Origin of the sequence: Rummeliibacillus sp. TYF005, from assembly GCF_003844195.1 — a bacterium.
In the GTDB taxonomy this organism is placed as follows: domain Bacteria; phylum Bacillota; class Bacilli; order Bacillales_A; family Planococcaceae; genus Rummeliibacillus.
Map to the genome: position 1 here is coordinate 13,871 of NZ_ML122541.1, position 20,368 is coordinate 34,238.

At 33.9% G+C, this 20,368-nt stretch carries 20 protein-coding genes and 1 other annotated feature; of the genes, 17 read left to right on the forward strand and 3 right to left on the reverse strand.

Annotated elements, in window-relative coordinates:
- Positions 1 to 102 precede the first annotated feature (102 nt).
- Positions 103 to 909: a P-loop NTPase family protein gene (locus tag CW357_RS00060; RefSeq protein WP_119414956.1), complete on the forward strand. Its 807-nt coding sequence runs from the start codon at positions 103 to 105 to the stop codon at positions 907 to 909.
- A 102-nt stretch (positions 910 to 1,011) separates the two neighbouring features.
- On the opposite strand, the gene CW357_RS00065 is transcribed toward CW357_RS00060, so the two are convergent.
- Complete coding sequence (locus tag CW357_RS00065) at positions 1,012 to 1,806, reverse strand: enoyl-CoA hydratase/isomerase family protein (protein ID WP_119414955.1); 795 nt, start codon at positions 1,804 to 1,806, stop codon at positions 1,012 to 1,014.
- Positions 1,807 to 2,475: 669 nt separating this feature from the next.
- Here CW357_RS00065 and CW357_RS00070 point away from each other — a divergent pair.
- The 5 genes from CW357_RS00070 to CW357_RS00090 all read left to right on the forward strand — a co-directional run bounded on the left by CW357_RS00070 (position 2,476) and on the right by CW357_RS00090 (position 10,313).
- Complete coding sequence (locus CW357_RS00070) at positions 2,476 to 3,249, forward strand: alpha/beta hydrolase (RefSeq protein WP_124217029.1); 774 nt, start codon at positions 2,476 to 2,478, stop codon at positions 3,247 to 3,249.
- A gap of 690 nt (positions 3,250 to 3,939) precedes the next feature.
- Positions 3,940 to 5,289 (forward strand): sodium-dependent transporter, encoded by a 1,350-nt coding sequence (locus tag CW357_RS00075; protein ID WP_124217030.1) that lies wholly within the window; start codon positions 3,940 to 3,942, stop codon positions 5,287 to 5,289.
- Positions 5,290 to 5,450: 161 nt separating this feature from the next.
- The gene (locus CW357_RS00080) at positions 5,451 to 6,617 is read left to right on the forward strand and encodes an exonuclease SbcCD subunit D (protein WP_124217031.1); all 1,167 of its coding nucleotides are present in this window, start codon (positions 5,451 to 5,453) and stop codon (positions 6,615 to 6,617) included.
- Positions 6,614 to 9,691, forward strand: a complete 3,078-nt coding sequence (locus CW357_RS00085) for an AAA family ATPase (RefSeq protein WP_119415699.1) — start codon at positions 6,614 to 6,616, stop codon at positions 9,689 to 9,691. Before CW357_RS00080 ends, CW357_RS00085 begins: the two co-directional genes overlap by 4 nt.
- Before the next feature lie 298 nt (positions 9,692 to 9,989).
- Positions 9,990 to 10,313 (forward strand): LPXTG cell wall anchor domain-containing protein, encoded by a 324-nt coding sequence (locus tag CW357_RS00090; protein WP_119415700.1) that lies wholly within the window; start codon positions 9,990 to 9,992, stop codon positions 10,311 to 10,313.
- 89 nt (positions 10,314 to 10,402) lie between these two features.
- On the opposite strand, the gene proC is transcribed toward CW357_RS00090, so the two are convergent.
- The gene (gene proC, locus CW357_RS00095; protein ID WP_124217032.1) at positions 10,403 to 11,218 is read right to left on the reverse strand and encodes a pyrroline-5-carboxylate reductase; all 816 of its coding nucleotides are present in this window, start codon (positions 11,216 to 11,218) and stop codon (positions 10,403 to 10,405) included.
- Between the two features lie 102 nt (positions 11,219 to 11,320).
- Positions 11,321 to 11,531: a binding site (T-box leader), on the reverse strand.
- Positions 11,532 to 11,646: 115 nt separating this feature from the next.
- On the opposite strand from proC, the gene CW357_RS00100 reads away from it, so the two are divergent.
- The 8 genes from CW357_RS00100 (at position 11,647) to CW357_RS00135 (ending at position 19,064) form a co-directional block, all read left to right on the forward strand.
- Positions 11,647 to 12,591, forward strand: a complete 945-nt coding sequence (locus tag CW357_RS00100; RefSeq protein ID WP_206426798.1) for an MBL fold metallo-hydrolase — start codon at positions 11,647 to 11,649, stop codon at positions 12,589 to 12,591.
- Positions 12,578 to 13,330: an SDR family NAD(P)-dependent oxidoreductase gene (locus CW357_RS00105; RefSeq protein ID WP_124217034.1), complete on the forward strand. Its 753-nt coding sequence runs from the start codon at positions 12,578 to 12,580 to the stop codon at positions 13,328 to 13,330. Before CW357_RS00100 ends, CW357_RS00105 begins: the two co-directional genes overlap by 14 nt.
- 475 nt (positions 13,331 to 13,805) lie before the next feature.
- On the forward strand, positions 13,806 to 15,017 hold the full coding sequence (locus CW357_RS00110; protein ID WP_124217035.1) for an argininosuccinate synthase: 1,212 nt from the start codon (positions 13,806 to 13,808) through the stop codon (positions 15,015 to 15,017).
- Complete coding sequence (gene argH / locus CW357_RS00115) at positions 15,014 to 16,396, forward strand: argininosuccinate lyase (RefSeq protein WP_119415704.1); 1,383 nt, start codon at positions 15,014 to 15,016, stop codon at positions 16,394 to 16,396. The genes CW357_RS00110 and argH overlap by 4 nt, the downstream gene beginning before the upstream one ends.
- A 210-nt stretch (positions 16,397 to 16,606) precedes the next feature.
- A complete protein-coding gene (locus tag CW357_RS00120) occupies positions 16,607 to 17,272 on the forward strand; it encodes a nuclease-related domain-containing protein (protein WP_119415705.1) in 666 nt (221 codons plus the stop codon).
- A gap of 177 nt (positions 17,273 to 17,449) precedes the next feature.
- On the forward strand, positions 17,450 to 18,160 hold the full coding sequence (locus CW357_RS00125) for a cytochrome c biogenesis CcdA family protein (RefSeq protein ID WP_119415706.1): 711 nt from the start codon (positions 17,450 to 17,452) through the stop codon (positions 18,158 to 18,160).
- Between the two features lie 26 nt (positions 18,161 to 18,186).
- Entirely contained in the window at positions 18,187 to 18,546 is a 360-nt protein-coding gene (locus tag CW357_RS00130) for a response regulator (protein ID WP_369973782.1), read from the forward strand.
- 26 nt (positions 18,547 to 18,572) lie between these two features.
- Positions 18,573 to 19,064 carry a CcdC family protein gene (locus CW357_RS00135; protein ID WP_119415708.1) on the forward strand — a complete coding sequence of 164 codons (492 nt, stop codon included), beginning with the start codon at positions 18,573 to 18,575 and terminating at the stop codon, positions 19,062 to 19,064.
- A 47-nt stretch (positions 19,065 to 19,111) separates the two neighbouring features.
- On the opposite strand, the gene CW357_RS00140 is transcribed toward CW357_RS00135, so the two are convergent.
- Positions 19,112 to 19,540: a DUF2621 domain-containing protein gene (locus CW357_RS00140; RefSeq protein WP_119415709.1), complete on the reverse strand. Its 429-nt coding sequence runs from the start codon at positions 19,538 to 19,540 to the stop codon at positions 19,112 to 19,114.
- Positions 19,541 to 19,645: 105 nt separating this feature from the next.
- Between CW357_RS00140 and CW357_RS00145 the strand changes: the two genes are divergently transcribed.
- The 3 genes from CW357_RS00145 to CW357_RS00155 all read left to right on the forward strand — a co-directional run bounded on the left by CW357_RS00145 (position 19,646) and on the right by CW357_RS00155 (position 20,333).
- Complete coding sequence (locus CW357_RS00145) at positions 19,646 to 19,864, forward strand: DUF1659 domain-containing protein (protein ID WP_119415710.1); 219 nt, start codon at positions 19,646 to 19,648, stop codon at positions 19,862 to 19,864.
- A gap of 38 nt (positions 19,865 to 19,902) precedes the next feature.
- Positions 19,903 to 20,118: a DUF2922 domain-containing protein gene (locus CW357_RS00150; protein WP_124217036.1), complete on the forward strand. Its 216-nt coding sequence runs from the start codon at positions 19,903 to 19,905 to the stop codon at positions 20,116 to 20,118.
- Positions 20,119 to 20,210: 92 nt separating this feature from the next.
- Positions 20,211 to 20,333 (forward strand): YvrJ family protein, encoded by a 123-nt coding sequence (locus CW357_RS00155; RefSeq protein WP_119415712.1) that lies wholly within the window; start codon positions 20,211 to 20,213, stop codon positions 20,331 to 20,333.
- Positions 20,334 to 20,368 lie beyond the last annotated feature (35 nt).

The window sequence follows — 20,368 nt, forward strand, 5'->3', positions numbered from 1 at the left end:
AACACTATAATTTGCAACAAAAATAAGAACCGTATAGACTGATAGAAAGACAGTGATTTTAATCAGAAATTTTTTACATACATAAGGGTTGGTGATTACACCTTGGAAATATACTCGTTAAGTGGTCCAAGTGGAACAGGAAAGAGTACAGCTGCGTTGTCGTTTGCGCATGATCATGACATAGCTGGCATTATTGATGATGGACTTTTTATCGTAAATGGTAAGAAGATAGCAGGTATATCAGCTAAATTTGAAAAAAGTTCACTTAGAGCAGTGAAGAGGGCTATTTTTTCAGATGATGATCATCTGAAAGAGGTACAAGATGCTATTAAAAACGAGCAACTTGATAAACTTTTACTATTAGGTACATCTGATAGAATGACTCATAAAATTGCACAGAGATTGGCTTTTGGGGAAATCCAGCATTATTATCATATTGAAGATTTAAAATCTACTGGCGAGATGAAATTAGCAAAGTTTATTCGTAAAACGGAAGGTAAGCATATTATGCCTATACCCGTTATAGAGGTTGAACAAAACCTAGTAAAACGAATTATTCAAAGGGGTTTTGAAATCTTTTCGCAAAAACGAGTCAAAATTGGTGAAACGACTATTGTTCAACCAGACTTTCATCAAGCCACCGGTCATGTAGATAAAGAAACTTTTGTACGAGCTATACAAGAGTCTTGTGAAATGGAAGAAATCGTTCATAAAGTTTTAAAAGTACAGTTTGAATTATTACCTGTACCCACTACATCCATTAGCATAGCTCTACAAGGCCCTATACATTTAAATCGAGCGCTTCAATTGAAAGAATTGCAACAAAAAGTGTTTCAAGCCTTTGATCAGGCGTTTGAATTAGAACTACAAACCATTAACTTAACCATTATTTCAGTCCATTATGGATAAAATAAAGAACCGACATAAAGAGTAAAAGGTGTGAACTATACTCTTTGCCGGTTCTTTTTTTAGCATAGAAGAATGATGATTTTATAAATATGCGAATTGAATTTAAGACAATCGTTTAAATTGTGGTGTTCTTTTTTCAACAAAAGCACGAACGCCTTCAGGAAAATCATTTCCATCTACAAACGGTGTAGATTTTTTCCAAAGTACAGGTGCAGAATCAATACATTCTTGAACGGACTTTTTCACTGCTAAAACAGAAGCAGGGGACATCGAAGCCACTAATTTACCAAGTCTAATTGCATAACGATCCAAGTCCTTTTCTAAAGTAACATAATTCAACATACCAACGCGATATGCTTCTTCTGTTTTCAATGTCTTTCCTGTAAATACTAAATCCTTTGTCATACTTGGACCAATAAGATTGACTAAACGTGCAGCAAACTTATTGTTTAAAGTAATGCCTAATTTTCCAACAGGTATCCCTAGTTTTGCTTTATCAGAACCGATGCGAATATCACAAGCAAGTGCTAATTCAAGGCCAGCTCCCATTGCAGGTCCATTGATCACTGCGATTGTTGGAAGTGGTAATCGTTCAATCGTAGAAATCGTTTTTTCCATATGAACAAATGCTTCTTCAGCTTTCTCTAAAGAAATCGAGTTAAATTCTTTAATATCAGAACCGGCAGTAAATTGTTGTCCATATCCTCTGATGATTAACACTTTATTTTTGGGATTTTCTAATGCCTTTAAAGCGATTCTTCGTAATTCATCCCACATTTTTGCCGTTAATGCATTTTTAGCTTGAGGACGTCGAATAGTTATAATCGCTAAGCCAGCAGTTTCTTGATAAACAATTTTCGCTTCTTCTTTTACTAATCTTGTTGTTAAAACTTTCATGCGTATCCTCCTATATAATTACTTATACCTATTATATAACAGAAAGTGCTGTTATAGTGAAAATTATTGACTTTAAAAATAAAATATTCAGATATAGTTTACGTAGAAGTATGTTAGAATCATGAAACTATTGACAAGGGATAATCAAAAATATGAACATTAGAAATCCTTTTAATATTTCTACTATATTATTGAAATGCTCCTATCTATTTGTATATAAGCCTTGTAGAAGCAGCATGCTTAAAATAAGTGCAATGATATAACGAATTATTTACTCGTACAATTCAAAAATTATTCGTATTTTTTAATGTGAATAATCTTATGAAAAATGACTCATTATTAATATGAATAATCACAAACTAACGATACGAAATTGAAATCATTTACTTTTAAAAATAAAAAATGGGTTTTAGTCCAAAATTTCTAAAAGCCCAGTATAACAACGTTTTAGTCATTATAATCATTACAAAAATGCATAATAGTTTATTAGATAATATAGTGTACATTATAAGTAAAAGGTGTTAGTCTGTATGTAATATAAAATGTGAACAAAAATTGAGCACCTGCAAATAAAATTTCAAATTTCTGAATTTTTTATTTGACAAATTATATTATCTATCTAGAGGGAAATGCTAAATTGGGTACTCAAAATAAAAAGGAGTTCAAAATATGAAGTTATTACCGCCGCAACCTTTTACATTAGAGGGAGATCATCGAGCTATTTTACTGCTACATGGATTTACAGGAAGTACAAAAGACGTTAAGAAATTAGGTCAATATTTAAATAAGCAAGGTTATACATGTCATGCACCAATGTATCGTGGACATGGTGTTAGTCCAGAAGAAATATTAAAATATGGTGCAAAATATTGGTGGGAAGATGTTACTAGAGGTTACCATCATTTAAAAGATTTAGGTTATGAAGAAATAGCGGTAGTTGGAATTTCATTAGGTGGTGTTTTTACATTAAAAGTAGGTGCAGAGTTCCCTGTAAAAGGGGTTGTCGCAATGTGCGCACCTATTAAAAGAAGAACAAAAGAAGGATTATTCGAACGTTTATACAATTATGCTAAAGTCTATAAACAGTTTGAAGGAAAAGATGAAAAACAAATTGCTGAAGAATTAGAAGCATTAAAAGAATTACCACGTGAAGCAATTGTAGAAGTTCAAAAAATGATACAACATACTTCTGAAGAAATTGAAGAAATTCATGCACCAACACTTGTTTTACAAGGAGAACTCGATGATTCTATCTATCGAGAAAGTGCTCCATATATATATGAAACTGTTGAAACAGACGCCAAAGAACTTATTTGGTATCATAATTCAGGCCACATTATTACACTTGGCAAAGAACGTGAAAAAGTATTTGCAGATACATTACATTTCTTAGACGAGTTAGATTGGTCTGAAAATGTAAAAAAAAATAAGCTACATGCATAAATTTTGAATTACTCAAAAGAAAAGACATTTGCTCCATAAAATCTTGAATATTGAAGATTTTGCTAAAATTGAGGCTAGGACAGAAGAAATTAGTCTTGCTAAATCTAAATAATTGAATTTAATAGAATTAATTTCGTAAAGTGTCTTTCTTTAGAACATACGACTATCGATGATGATCATCATTTAGAATGGAGTGTGTGAAGTGAAGGACGGCGATCCTCGAAAATGTATTCACATTTTCTTCGTGCGGTGTAATTTCGAGGAAGCCAATTCAATGTCCTGCGGGAATAGCTTGAGCTGAAAGCCCCGCAGGAACGGAGTGACGAGGAGATTGAAGCCAAGCCCGCGGAAAGCGCCGTCTGGAACGAAACACAAAACTAAATATTTAGAAGATATACATTAAAAGTTCGCACCTTTTATACAAAATTTTAAGTAAGATGATAATTCTATAGAATATGAATAAAAAGAAAATCCAAACAAATGTGAAATCTTAAATAGAATTTCATATTATAGTTTGGATTTTTCATTAGCTAAAAAAGTTCCATAAAATCAGTCCTAAATTCTTCTATTTACGACTTAAATTTTTATGCAAAATAAGTATAAATTCATGTTAAAATAGATAACGTGTAAAAACTCTTCAATCGTTTTGAATTGATGAGATGAGCTGAGTAGAGAATCGGAGGAATTTTTTTGAACAAGGATAATAATCAGTGGTCAACAAAATTGGGTTTTATTTTGTCGTCCGCGGGAGCAGCGATTGGACTTGGGGCCATCTGGAAATTGCCTTATGTAACAGGGCAAAGTGGTGGCGGTGCGTTTTTCTTATTATTTGTATGTTTTACGATATTAATCGGTTTACCGATGTTAATCTCGGAATTTATCATAGGTCGTGGTACGAATCGGGAAGCTGTTAGTGCATATAAAGCCTTAGCACCGAAATCTTTATGGACATGGATCGGTAAATTAGGTGTTATAGGTTGTTTTTTATTACTATCATTTTATAGCGTTGTTGGTGGTTGGATTTCTGTTTATACTGGTAAGGCATTACTGGGGAATGTTATTCAATCAGGACATGATCCAGCTGAATTGTTTGGAATGGTTACAGGAAATCCATGGATTACAATTGTTGGATTGTTATTCTTTACACTTTTCAACGTATTAGTCATTAGTTTAGGTGTTCAAAATGGTATCGAAAAAGCAAATAAAGTAATGATGCCACTATTATTTATCTTCTTTATCATTTTAGTGGTTCGTTCGTTAACATTAGATGGGGCAATGGAAGGTGTTAAATTTTTCTTGTCACCAGACTTTTCTAAAATTACAGGTGAATCCATTTTATATGCATTGGGACAATCGTTCTTTGCATTAGCTGTTGGTTTTTCTTGTATGGTTACGTATAGTTCTTATTTAAAAAAAGATGAAAGTTTACCTTATTCAGCGGGTTCCGTAGTGATTATGAACATTTTCGTATCATTACTTGCAGGACTAGCTATATTCCCAGCTGTTTTTGCGTTTGACTTTAAACCGGAAGCAGGTCCGCCATTACTTTTTATGATTTTACCTGCTGTATTTGGAAAGTTACCGTTCGGTGAATTATTCTTTGCAATCTTTTTATTGCTGTTCCTTTTCGCGACATTAACTTCATCTTTTAGTTTATATGAAATTATTGTAGCGGCATTGGTAGAAAAATGGCCAAATGCAAGACGGAAAATCGCATGGAGTATTGGTGTTATTGTTTTTCTTGCATCAATTCCAGCGGCATTATCTTCAAGTTCGTTGAGTGATATGACGATATTTGGAAAGAGTATTTTTGATGCAACAGATTATTTAGTAAGTAATATTCTGTTACCATTGGGGAATTTATTAATCGCTATTTTTATCATCCATAAGATGGATAAAAATTTGGTGAAGAGTGAATTTCTACAAGGTAGTCATATTTCAGAATTGTATTATAAAGTATGGAGATTGTTGATGCTGATTGTCGTGCCAATCGTTATCGCAGTCGTATTAATATATACAGCATCACAATATAACGGTTAATATTACAGGGCTTGTAGGATCAATTTGACCTATAGCCCTTTTTAAATGGTTTTGCATAGTTTGTATTCGGTGAGTTTAAAAGTTTATCTGTCGAACGTTCGTTCTTTTATAGCTTTTATGATAAAATTATTACAATAGATTTAGAGGGATGGAGTGATAATATGAAAATTTTTCACACAGCTGATTGGCATTTAGGTAAATTAGTTCAAGGTGTATCGATGATAGAAGACCAAGCTTATATTTTATCTCAATTTATACAAGAAATCGACAAAGAAAAGCCGGACGTAGTTGTTATAGCAGGTGATTTATATGATCGTTCAGTTCCACCAACTGAAGCTGTTTCGTTATTAGATAATATTTTCTCTGAAATTGCGATTAAACGAGAAATTCCGGTAGTAGCGATTGCGGGTAACCATGATAGTTCTGGGCGTATTCACTTTGGTTCACAATTCATGGATGCCAAAGGTCTTCATATTATAGGAAATCTATCAAAAGAGTTAAAACCAGTTGTTTTGAACGATGAATTTGGTGAAGTTCATTTTCACTTAATACCATATACAGATCCATCTCATGTCCGTTACATTTATGGGGATGATACAGTCAAAACGCAACAAGATGCCATGGCAAAAATTCTCGAACATGTTGTCGAATCATTAGATCCAAGTGCAAGACATGTATTAGTTGGACATGCTTTTGTGACGAAGGATGGAGTAAAAGAAGAGAATAATACTGATGCAGAGCGACCATTATCAATCGGAGGTTCGGAATGTATCGATGCGAAGCTTTTTGAGCCATTCCATTACACAGCGCTTGGGCATTTACATCAAGCCCATTTTGTAGATCAAGAAAAAATTCGTTATTCAGGTTCGCCATTAAAGTATTCTATTTCAGAAGAAACGCATAAAAAGGGTTATCTTATCATTGATTTGGCTGCAGATGGATCAATCGAAGTAACTAAAAAACCATTAGTACCTAGACGAGAACTTAGAACAGTAGAAAAATCAATGGATGAGATTTTAAAATCACCTAAAAGCGAAGATTATGTCTTCGTAAAACTATTAGATGATACGCCAATTATTTCACCTATGGAAAAAATCCGTTCTGTATATCCAAATGCTATGCATGTAGAACGCGTGATATTAAAGGATTATAGCAATGTGGAACAAGAAGTAGAATCTCGACAAAAAATGGATGATATGACCTTATTTAAGTCATTTTATAAAGAAATATTAGGCAAAAATGCTGACGATCAAACAATGGATCTTTTCCAAGAAGTACTGCAAGAAGAATTATTAGCAAAACGCGAAGTTGAGGTGAAACATTCATGAAACCATTACAATTAAAACTAACCGCCTTTGGTCCATATAAAGATACAGAAACCATTGATTTTCGAAAACTAGGCGAACATAAAATCTTCGTGATTTCCGGTTTAACTGGAGCAGGTAAAACGACGATTTTTGATGGTATTTGTTTTGCGTTATATGGCGCTGCAAGTGGGGAAGACCGTGCGGAGATTAAAGAAATACGCAGTGATTTTGCTAGTGAAGATATCCATACATCTGCCGAATTAATCTTTTCTATAAAAGGTAAAACGTATCGTATTTTACGTCAACTTGCACATAAGAAAAGTGGCAACAAAAGTGCGACAGGAGATAAGTTGGAATTTGTAGAAATTCTAGGAGACGAAGAAAAACCTGTCGTTGAATCACAAAAAGTTACAGAAATTAATAGAAAAATGGAAGAAATCATTGGGCTTTCAAAAGATCAATTCAAACAAATTGTGATGTTACCACAAGGAGAATTTCGAAAATTACTTACTTCAGAAACGGAAAACAAAGAAGCTATTCTACGTAAAATCTTCAAAACAGATTCGTATCGTCATCTAGCAGATCGCTTAAAAGCTAAGAAAGACGAAGCAGAAAAGGCTTTAACTCGTGCAAATTCTATACAGCAACTTTATATTGAACGTGTTAGAAACTCACTTCCAAAGCGTGAATCTCAATTACAACAAGTACTATCTTCAGAACATGTGAATATGTACCAATTAATAGAAGGGCTAAAAGAAGAACAACACTTCTATTCCACTGAAGTTCAACAAAAAGAAGGAATTTATCAAAATAGTACACTTGAAGTCGAAAGACAACAAAAAATCGTATTAGAAACGAAAGAATTTAACAAAAGATTACGAGCTTATCAAGAAAAAGAACAACAACTTACTTTGTTGGAGCAGCAATCTAAAGTGTTTGATGAGCTACAGCAAAAAATTGAGGCTGCTAAAAAAGCAAGTCATATTATACCATTAGAAGAGCGCTATTATGAGAACGTCCAAGTAAAGAAAGAAAAAGTACAAGCACTCGAACAGTTACAACAGTCCTATCTAATAGCCAAAAAAGCTTTCGAACAGGCCGTACAACAATTTGACCATGAAAAAATAGAGCAACCTAAAATCGAAGCTCTAACAATAGAAATTGCTTCATTGAAAAAACTTGAGGATAAATTTAAAGAATTACAAAATGCAGAAAATGTGTTAAACCAACATCAAAAAATTATCGAACAAGATAAAAAGTCACTAGAGGCGTTTAACAAAGAAGTTGAAAAGTTAAATCACTTAAAATCTCAATATCTGCAAAAAGGTACAAATTTATCACAACGGTTGCATCAGTTCGATGAAAAAAATGATCGACTTCTATCTTTAAGAGAAAAAACAACTGCATGGCAAAACTGGCAACAACAAATGGGCATACTCAAACAACTTCAGGAGCAAGAGTCTGAAAAAGAACGCCTATATAACGAATATAATGCTCGCTATAAAGAAGAAGAAGGAAAATGGATTAGTAACCAGGCAAGTATTTTAGCCGCTCAACTTGTTGATGGAGAACCTTGTCCCGTTTGCGGTAGCCTGAACCACCAATCTCTTCAAACAAAACATATTGAAAAAATTAGTGAAGAACAATTATCTAAGTTAAAATCACAAGCAGAACTAGCTACAAACCAATACTTTGAACTACATGGTAGAGTTCAAGCAAGTAGACAACAGCTTAGTCAATTAGAAGAAAAACTAGTTCTTTTAGGTGTAGAGACTAAAGATGGTCAAAAAATCATCGAACAATACAACCAACTACAAATAGAAATTATGGAACTAAAAAAATTAAAAAGTGAATTAGAAAAAATCGAAAACTTAAAGCAACAAGTTGAAGCGCAACTAGATGTACAAACTCAAAAACAACAACAATTTGTTATTGAAAAGAATACACATTTAGAAAAATTCTATGAAGCTCAAGCGAAATTGACAAGTATTCAAAAAGAAATTCCAGAATCTATTTCATCATTGCAAGCACTTCATGCGTTAATCGATACAAAAACGACTACTCGAAATCAGTTGAAAACACGCTTTGAGTATGCTGAACAACAAGTCAATCTGAAACAAAGAGAAGTCATTTCATTAGAAGCTTCTATTAATAGTGCGAAACAACGTCAACAAGAAGCGGAAGAAGCTCTACTATTAGCTCAAAATCGCTTTAAAGATGCCGTATTATCTGCAGGTTTTGCAAAAGGTAGTGACTATCAAGCCGCTCGTCTTCAACAACCAGAGATAGAAAGACTTGAAATGAAGTATACAGAATATATGAAGCAAAAATATGCTTTAAAAGAACAGCTAAAAGAGGGAGCAGCTGATTTCGCAGATAAGACTTTAAAAGACGAAGTAGTGTTAGAACAACAATTAGAATTCCTTCGCCAAAAACTGATTGAGGCTAGTGATGAACTTCACAAGACGAAAGAATACCTTACAAATGCTATACAACTAGCAACAGACATTGAAAAAATAAGTACTGAAATAATTGAACTAGAAAGAAAATGTTCTAGGATTATTGATCTATATGATCTACTTCGTGGACAAAATCAGTTGAAAATTTCATTTGAGCGTTATTTACAAATAGAGTATTTAGAGCAAATTATTCAAGCAGCAAATGAACGCCTAAAGCCAATCTCTAATGGTCAATATCGTTTAATCCGAAGCGACCGTCAAGAAGCGAGAGGGAAACAAAGTGGTCTAGGTTTGGATGTCTATGATGCATATACAGGACAAAACCGTGATGTTAAAACATTATCAGGCGGAGAAAAGTTTAATGCATCCTTGTCACTTGCACTTGGAATGTCAGATGTCATCCAATCTTTCCAAGGAAATATACAAATAGATACGATGTTTATCGACGAAGGTTTTGGCACGCTTGACGAAGAAGCGTTAAATAAAGCAATTGATACACTAATCGAATTGCAAAATACAGGCAGAATGGTTGGTATTATCTCACACGTTTCAGAATTAAAAGAAGCTATGCCAGCGTTATTAGAAGTGAAAAAAAGCAAAGAAGGATATAGTCATACAAAATTTATTATAAAGTAAACATGTAGTAGATTGATTTATATGTATGATTCAAATTTATAAGGTTCACAAAACTATTTTGATGGAATATATTTATATAGAAATTTGGATTCCATAAACAACCAACTATTTGTGTTTTTTTACTATAAAAAGATTAATGATACTCCCTCATTATTAAGAAAAAAGCCTTAATTTCAATAAAATTCGTTAAAGAATCGTAAAGATTTATAGTTAAAATGAAGATAAAGGTATATAATGTACCGACGGGATAAAAAAATTCCAGTCTATTATTTAATCTTTATAATCGAGGGGAAACAAAATGATTAAACAATATATTTTTGTTTTAATGCTAAGTGTTTTTGTAATTACTTTTAACTTTTCACATAGTATTACTGCAAATGCTGAAACTTCAATTACGCAAACAAATTCGTCTACTTATACGACAGCATCAAATTCAACAGATGCGCAACAAAAAATTTCTACCGATACAAATAAAGCAAAATTCGTACAAGATACATTACCACAAACTGGTGTTGAAGCGAATCATTCAGGATTGTATTTCACAATCGCAGGGTTCTTCTTATTACTAGCAGTATTCACTAGTCGTTCTAAATCATCTAGACAACTAAAACAAAAAAAGTAAACAATTAAATTGTTTACTTTTAAAATTTGGCCTGTAAATTCTTCGTGAATTTACAGGCCTTTTTTAGTTGATGAAGATTCGTTAGAAGTTTATTTTGTCTTAATAGAAGCAAGTTCTCGGGATTTTGCTTCGGCATTTTGAATACACGCGTTGATCGCATCTATAAAATGATACTTTTCTAAAGCTTGAATACCAGCTTCAGTTGTACCACCAGGACTTGTTACTTTTCGGCGTAGTTCCGTTGGCTCTTCGCTTGATTGTTTTAACATTTCAGCTGCTCCTGCAATCGTTTGTACCGCTAATTTACGCACGACTTCTTGATTTAAACCGAATTTCATACCTGCTTGCTCGAATGCTTCAACTAAATAATAAAGATATGCAGGGCCACTTCCTGATAAAGCAGTTACTGCATGTAATTCATCTTCTTGAACTTCAATGACTAATCCAATTGCTTCAAGCATATGCATAAATTCATTTTTTAATGAAGATGTAACAGATGTATTAAATGCAACACCCGTTGCAGACATTCCAATGGTTGCAGAAGTATTAGGCATAATTCGTGCAATTGGTCTTTTTCCTAAAGATTCTTCGATTGTGTTCATGGATACACCGGCTACTACGGATAAAATGGCTGTATGAGTTGGCAAGAATGGGACTAAATCTTCCATTGCATGCTGAATATCTTTTGGTTTCATTGCTAATATTAAGCAATCAGCTTTTTTCACTATATCGCGACTTCCACAAACAATTTGTACGCCATAAGTATCAGCTAATCGTTGAAGTTTTTGTTGATCTGATTTATTCATAACATAAATACTTTTGGGCAAAACAACACCTTCTTTAACCCAGCCATGAATTAATGCTTCAGCCATTGAGCCAGCACCAGCAAATACAATTGTTTCCATTTTAGTCGCCTCCTATTTTTATTCCAGCTATAAAATAGCTAGTTTGACGATTCCTCTTCAAAAAATGTTTCTTTACATAAAATAAAAAGCATCTTCATCCTAAATAAGGACGAAAATGCTTGATTCCGCGGTACCACCTTGTTTTGCTACATAACGTAACACAACTTCATTTCCTCTTTATCGCAGAGTTACGACCGTGTTTGCACAGTAGCTCCGAAGTAGGTTCCAAATAACTAGTTATGTGACTTACAGCCAATGATCACACTCTCTAGAAACCAGTCTAATTTGTACTAGTCTTCATCTTCGCTTGATATATGTAAAAATGAGTATATGAAATCTAACGTAATTTGTCAATGCAAAAAGGTGACGTTTTTTAAAAATAACTGTACAATATAATGAATTGATATTCATTTAAAAGGGGACTAATGATGATTCATAAAATTATATCACCTGTACCTTTTCCAGAAGGTACAGTAAATTCATTTATTATAAAAGACGATGCACTATCAATAGTTGATGTAGGAACAAAAACACCTGAAGCATTAGAAGCTATTAAAATAGGTGTGAAAAACGCAGGATATCAGATGGAAGATATTGAGCAAGTTATATTAACACACCATCACCCTGACCATGTTGGATGGATTGATGCTTTTCCTAATGCTGAAGTGTTAGGGCATGTTTATGTAGATGCATGGCTTCGTCGAGACCCATTGTTTATCGACTCACATTATCAATTTTATATTGACCGGATGAAAGAAGAAGGCGTCCCAGAAAAATACTTTACTTGGGCAAAAAAAATGACGCGTTCGGTGGAAATGCTTGGTGAACGAACATTAACAGGGATTATTCATGATGGTGACGAGATTCCGGGCCATAAAGGTCTTGTTGCAGTTGAAACATTAGGGCATGCTCAAAGTCATCTTGCTTTTTGGCATGAAGAGAAGAAGGTGATGATTGGCGGGGATCTTTTATTGGCGAAAATCTCTTCAAATCCTCTTATTGAACCGCCACTTAACCCTAAAGCGAAGAGAGCTAAATCATTACTTCAATATAACGCGTCATTAAAAAAATTATTAACGATGCCTATTGAAAAGCTCTACAGTGGTCATGGAGACGAAATCACAAATGTCAATGAGTTAGTGCATGCAAGACTTGAAAAACAAAATTTACGAGCTATGAAGGTATTACATTTACTTGAAGAAAGACCTAAAACAATTTTTGAAATCAATATGGAGATATTCCCTGCACTTTATGAAAAACAACTAGGCTTAACGTTATCTCAAACAATTGGGCAAATGGATTATTTAATGGATGTGGATTTAGTGAAGGAAGAGCAAGATGAGAATGGTGTGTTTTGGTATGTCAAAAAGTAAAAGGATACTCGTAACCGGTGCGACATCAGGTGTGGGCTACCTAATTGCGCAGAAATTAGCCAAAAAAGGCCATCAAGTAATTGCAACCGGAAGAAATAAAAAAGTATTAAGCGAATTGGCGAAAGAGAATATCTTAGTCATCGAAAGCAACTTAGACTCTGTAGAGGGCGTAAAAAATCTGTTGCAACAACTACCACAACTAGATGTTGCAATTTTTTCAGCAGGAATCGGTACTTTTGAATACGCAATAGATATGGATGACGAGGACCTGTTGGCAATGATAAATGTCAATATTCAAGCCCCAATGTTGCTTACAAAATATATCGCTAAAAAAATGAAAGAACAAGGCCAAGGTCAACTTATTTTCATAGGATCGCAAGCAGGAAAGGTAGCTACACCAAAGGCTTCTGTTTATGCAGCAACAAAACATGCAATCATTGGTTACACAAATGCTTTACGTATGGAACTTGCTCCATATCATATTGGCGTAACGGTTATACACCCAGGTCCGATAGATACACCATTCATAGACCATGCCGATCGAACAGCATCTTATAGACAAGCGATGAAACATATATTGTTAGATCCTGAAAAAGTGGCAAGTGCAACCATTCATACAATCGGGAAAAAAACGAGAGAAGTCAACTTACCGAGCTATATGGGGATTTCCAGTAAATTATATGCACTAGCTCCAACCATTATAGAAAAACTTGGCAAACCGTTCTTCAATAAGAAGTAAAGGATATTCATATTTATGCATGTTAATTACAATTTTTATGAAAATTAATTCTCTTAAACTCTAATGTAATTTCCATATGAAATGATTGAGCGTCTTTATGAACAAATCAACAAAAGTAAATTTATATAATCGCTTTATAATAAGTAAAGTAAATACATGAACGACTTTGTATCGTATGCAAAGTCGTTTTATAGATTTTTATTCATAAAAAGTTACATAACAGAAGACTAAATGGAAAGAGTCGAAAAGTAGGGGATAGGTTCTGGTAATGCTGATATATAGAGATTTTTGAACGAAATAAAATGAAAGAATTTTCACTTTATTTATAAAAATATAGAAATCTATTGCCAATTTAAAAGTTTTTTAAAAATGCAAGAAAATACACTTGTATTCATTTTTATTCCATGTTAAGATAAATGCATAAATATTAAGAAACACCGTATAAACATACAGTAATAACATGGAGGAATACAAAATGGCAAAAAAATTAGTGTTAGCTTATTCAGGCGGCTTAGATACATCTGTTGCAATCCAATGGTTGAAAGACAAAGGTTACGACGTAGTAGCTTGTTGCTTAGACGTTGGTGAAGGTAAAGACTTAGAATTCGTTCAAAAGAAAGCACTTGAAGTTGGTGCAGTTGAATCTTATATCGTAGATGCAAAAGACGAATTCGCTGAAGAATACGCATTAATCTCACTTCAAGGTCATACTTGGTACGAACAAAAATATCCTTTAGTTTCTGCATTATCTCGTCCACTAATCTCTAAAAAATTAGTAGAAATCGCAGAAAAAACTGGAGCAGTTGCAGTTGCACATGGTTGCACAGGTAAAGGGAATGACCAAGTTCGTTTCGAAGTATCTATCAAATCTTTAAATCCAGATTTAGAAGTTCTTGCACCAGTTCGTGAATGGGCATGGAGCCGTGAAGAAGAAATCGAATATGCAAAATCTAAAAATATTCCGATTCCTATCAACTTAGACAGCCCATTCTCAATTGACCAAAACTTATGGGGTCGCGCAAACGAATGTGGTATTTTAGAAGATCCTTGGGCTGCTCCACCAGCAGATGCTTACGATTTAACAGTAGCACTTGAAGATACTCCTGATACACCAGATGTTGTTGAAATCGAATTCGAACAAGGTGTTCCAGTAGCACTTAACGGTGTTCAATATAAATTAGCAGATTTAATCTTAAAATTAAATGAACTAGCTGGTAAACATGGTGTTGGCCGTATCGACCACGTTGAAAACAGACTTGTTGGTATTAAATCTCGTGAAGTTTACGAAGTTCCAGGTGCTCATACATTACTTGTTGCACATAAAGAACTTGAAGATATCACTCTTGTAAAAGAACTAGCTCACTTCAAACCAATCATTGAGAAAAAACTTACTGAAATCATCTATGATGGTTTATGGTTCTCACCATTACGTGTAGCAATCGAAGCATTCTTAAAAGAAACACAAAAATTCGTTAATGGTACAGTACGTGTGAAATTATTCAAAGGTCATGCAATTGTAGAAGGACGTAAATCACCAAACTCATTATATGATGAAAAATTAGCTACTTATACAAAAGATGATGAGTTCAACCATGCTTCTGCAGTAGGCTTTATCGAATTATTCGGTCTTCCTACAAAAGTTAATGCAATGGTTAATAACAAAGGAGTAAAGAAGGTGCAAGCATGAGTGGTAAACTTTGGGGAGGCCGTTTCCAAAAATCTGCCGAACAATGGGTAGATGAATTTGGGGCATCCATCGGGTTTGACCAACAGCTTGTTACAGAGGATTTAGAGGGTAGCATTGCGCATGTCACAATGCTTGGCGAAACCGGAATTCTTAGTAAAGAAGAAGTCAACACGATCAAAGATGGCCTAGAACAACTAAAAGTAAAAGCACATAATAACGAACTTACATTTTCAGTAGCAAATGAAGATATTCATTTGAATCTTGAAAAAATGCTCATCGATTTAGTCGGTCCTGTGGGAGGAAAACTTCACACAGGCCGTAGTCGAAATGACCAAGTTGCAACAGATATGCATTTATTCTTGAAAAAGAGAGTAAAAGAAGTCGTTGAACTCATTGCAAAATTCCAAGAAACAATTGTCGAAAAAGCAGAGGCGAATATCGATACATTAGCTCCTGGATATACACATTTACAACGAGCGCAACCAATTTCTTTCGCGCATCACTTGATGACTTACTTTTGGATGTTGCAACGAGATAAAGAACGTTTTAACGAGTCGGTTAAACGTATAGATATCTCTCCACTCGGAGCAGGGGCTCTTGCTGGAACAACATTCCCAATCGATCGTGAGTTAAGCGCAAAACTAATGGGCTTCTCTAATGTGTATCAAAACAGTATGGATGCAGTAAGTGATCGCGATTTTATCGTTGAATTCTTAAGCAACAGTTCATTATTAATGGCGCATTTATCAAGATTTGCTGAAGAGATTATCCTTTGGTCAAGTGAAGAATTCAAATTTGTCGAATTAGACGATGCTTTCTCAACTGGCTCAAGTATTATGCCACAAAAGAAAAATCCTGATATGGCAGAATTGATACGCGGGAAAGCTGGGCGTGTATACGGGAATTTAATGGGCTTATTAACTGTATTAAAAGGTATCCCACTTGCTTATAACAAAGATATGCAAGAAGACAAAGAGGGTATGTTCGATACACTTCATACGATTGTAGGAGCACTTAAAATCTTCGAAGGTATGGTCCGTACGATGACTGTTTCAAAAGATACGTTAAACAAAGCAGTTCATCAAGACTTTTCAAATGCCACTGAGCTTGCGGATTACTTAGCTACTAAAGGTATGCCATTCCGTGAAGCACATGCAGTAACAGGTAAATTAGTTTTCTTATGTATTCAACGAGGTATTTACTTATTAGATCTTTCTCTTGAGGACTTGCAAGAGGCAAGTAATCTAATCGAAGCGGATGTGTACGATGTATTAGCACCGGAGGCAGCTGTTAAACGTCGTCATTCTCTTGGTGGAACAGGCTTCGATCAAGTAAAAATCCAAATTGCAAATGCAAAAGAAAAATTGACGCTAAATTAGATTAGTTAACTTGGAAGGCTGTCCACAGAGGGGGACTAATTCCATAATAAAGCATACATAGTGTGCTAACAGAAAAGCCAATTTCCAGAGGGAGATTGGCTTTTTGTTTTATATATATAAATCATAATGTGTAAAAATAAATATGAATAACCTTTATTTTACATAAAAATTAGTATATAGTATTGGTATGTTTTTACTATATACAAAGAGGTGATTTTTATAATTACTACGATTTTAATTCTATTATTCATTTCTTATGTCAGTTTTGAAAAAAGTTATTATAAGCAAATAACCAACGCATCTTTTTGGAAAGTTCGTTTTAATACGGGACTTTACGGAGAATATAGGATTGTAAATGAATTGCAAAAGATTCCTGGTATACATAAAACCTTAGTGAATTTGTATATCCCAAAAGCAAAAGGGGAGGGCTTAACGGAGATTGATATTCTATTTATACATGAAAATGGACTCTATGTGATTGAATCTAAAAACTACAGCGGTTGGATTTATGGGCGAGAAAAGGATTATAAATGGACACAAGTGTTCAAAAATGGGAAGAAGTTCAAATTTTATAATCCAGTAAAACAAAATAGAACCCATGTAAATGCATTACAAAAACTTCTTTCAAATCTACCCACAGATATATTTTCTTCACTAATCATTTTCAGTGACCGTTGTACTTTAAAATCTATCGAAGTCACTTCACAAAATGTTCAAGTAATGAAAAGAAAAAATCTATTAAGCAGGTGTAAGAATAGTACTTCATCTTATAGTCTTCCTGTCTATACCATTTATACAAAATTACAAAAGTATACAAATGTTTCTGATCAAGTGAAAAATGAACATATAGAGCGTATCAATGAAAAACTATCTTAGAAAGAATACATCATTTAAAATGGAACCTTCAATAACAAAATTTTTCGCTTTTTATATCATTTAAATTTATAATTATTAGTGCAATAAATGTTCATGAATTTGTCACAGTTAAAAAATGAGAATTATTATGCATAGTTTGGTAACATGGTAGTAGTAATTATAAGGAGACATCTGCATATGAATACGGATATAAATTTATTCTTTGCTTTTGGTGCAGGTTTTTTAAGCTTTATCTCACCATGTACATTGCCTCTTTATCCAGCATTTCTTTCATACATAACTGGCGTATCATTTAATCAGTTAAAAAATGAAAAAGGAATGTTGCAAAAAAGGGCAATATTGCACACACTATTTTTTTTACTGGGCTTTTCTGTAATATTTATAGCCTTAGGTTTTAGTACGTCTTTTGTGAAAGGTTTCTTTGTTCAATATGACGAGTTAATTCGCCAAATTGGTGGTATTTTAATAGTAGTATTTGGACTGGTTATTACAGGAATTTTCACACCAGAGTTTTTGATGAAGGATCGTAAGTTTGAATTTAAAAATCGACCTTCAGGCTATCTGGGTTCAATGTTAATCGGACTCGTTTTTGCAGCAGGGTGGACACCATGTACAGGGCCGATTTTAGCTGCAATTATTGCACTAGGTACTACTAATCCAGATTCTGCAATCTGGTATATGTTAGCCTACGTACTTGGATTTTCTATCCCATTCTTTGTCCTTTCATTCTTTATCTCTCGGATGAACTGGATTCGAAAAAATAGCCAAAAAATTGTTAAGGTTGGTGGCTATATAATGATTGCTGTTGGGATTATTTTATTCTTTGATGGAATGACTTACCTTAACCAAATCTTAACACCAATTTTTGGTGGTTTCCAAGGCTTTTAAAAAGAGAAAATTATGGGGTGAAAATGTTGCCAACAGTTTTAGTAGTAGACGATACATTGTTTATGCGTGATGCGATGAAAGCAATGCTGCAAGAAACAGGCTTCGACGTAATTGGAGAAGCTGAAAATGGTAAGCAAGCAATTGAACAATATTTTAAATTGCATCCCGATGTTGTTACGATGGATATTACGATGCCAGTAATGTCCGGGTTAGATGCAACAAAAGAAATTATAAAAGATGACCCAAATGCAAAGATCTGTATTGTCTCTGCACTAGGGCAACAAAAAGTTATTTTACAAGCATTGAAAAATGGTGCAAAAGATTTTATCACAAAACCTTTTGAGAGGGAACGTTTAGAGACGACGATACGTCAAATGATAGAATAATTTTTTTCAAAGACAGGTGATTGTTTATGTTTAGTTCAATTCCTTCTCAATTTATGTTAGTTGGTTCTACAGTAGCTGTTGTATTCATGGGGATTATGATGATGATTATTCGTTCGAAATCAGCGAAAAGACCGGCAAATGCGAAGAAAATCATTATACCCCCAATTGCTATGTCAACAGGTGCATTAATGTTTTGCTTTGATTATTTCAGAGTACCATGGCCACAAGTTTTGGAAGCGGTTTTAGCAGGTGTAATCTTTTCGACTGTTCTCATAGCAACATCTAAATTTGAGATTGTTGATGATGATGTATTCTTAAAGCCTTCTAAAGCATTTTTCTTTATTTTAATAGGATTATTAATCATCCGAACAGTTGCAAAAGTTTACTTAAGTGGTTCTTTCCATTTAGGGGAACTTGGTGGAATGTTCTGGATCTTAGCATTCTCTATGATTTTACCATGGCGTATTGCGATGTTATTACAATACAAGAAATTAGAAAAGAAATTACAACATAGCTAATGAAAAAACGGTGCTTTTCAAATGGAAAAGTACCGTTTTTCTGTGTTCTAATCAAGTAAATCTTCATAAGGCGTAACATCAATCTTCATCTGGTTTAACTTTTTACGTAAGAATTTATGATCGCGTTTCGGTGAAGCGATTATGTATCCTCGAATGATTAAATCTACATCAATCTTCTTTGCCTTTTCTTCTAATGCCAGTTGGCCAATTTTACCCGCGATTTTTTGTTTTGCAACATCACGGAATAGTTCTGGAACTGGGCTTACTAATTCGTTTAATAGATCTTTTTCATCTTGATGCCATAAATCTAATGTCTTATTTACATAATAATCTTGCCAATCTAATGTGGATTTTCCGTCATCTTTTGGCATAGATTTTAAAAATTTGCGGAACATGAAGAAACCGCCTATTGCCATTGTACCGATTAGTACAACTACCCAAAATAATATAAACCACAAAAATGGCCCATTTAACACAGTATTCACCTCTCTATCATTATAAAATGTAACGAAAAAAATTGCACCCTTTGTCCGCTTTTTAAATTTTAAATCTATGTAATAGGTGAAAGAGAGGTGATAGAAATGGCGTCAAAGACATTTGAAAAAGCAACTCTTCGTTTAAAGTTTTCGCTAGGGTTAAATGAAAAAGGCCAAGTGATGGAAAAAACAAAAACATATCAAAATGTTTCTGAACAAGCTTCAATTGAAAACTTGGCTACAGTAGGGGCTGCACTTGCTGGTCTTTATGATCTTCAATGGATTGGTTCTGGTGTAACAACCCAAGAAATCATTCAAAACTAAACTAAAAACTAAATCAGGAATAGGAGGGAGGAAACAAAATGGCAAAAGTTTTACAATTACAATTTAAAACGGCAGGAGGAGCAAATTGTTCTTTGAGTATTGATACACCAAAGGACAATTTAACAACTGCAGAAGTTTATCAAGTGATGAACACAATTCTATCTAATAATGTATTTGAAATTGAAGGGTCACCACTTTCTGAAATTGTTGGTGCCCGATATGTAGAACGTAATGTTACAGAATTAAAAGCGTAAATGAAGAAGCTGCCTATTCTATCTGTTGGATAGATTAGGCAGTTTTTTTAGAATTAATAACTTTTTGAGGGATATAGGAAGGAGGGATTGTGATGGAAGAATGGGTTACTCTAATTCAAGAAATAGGATTTCCTATATTTGTGTCATTCTATTTAATGCACCGAGTTGAAACCAAACTCCAAGCAATTCACGATGCTTTACTGAACTTAAAATAACATAATCATCTGTTTCACAAATTTGTCTTAAAGCT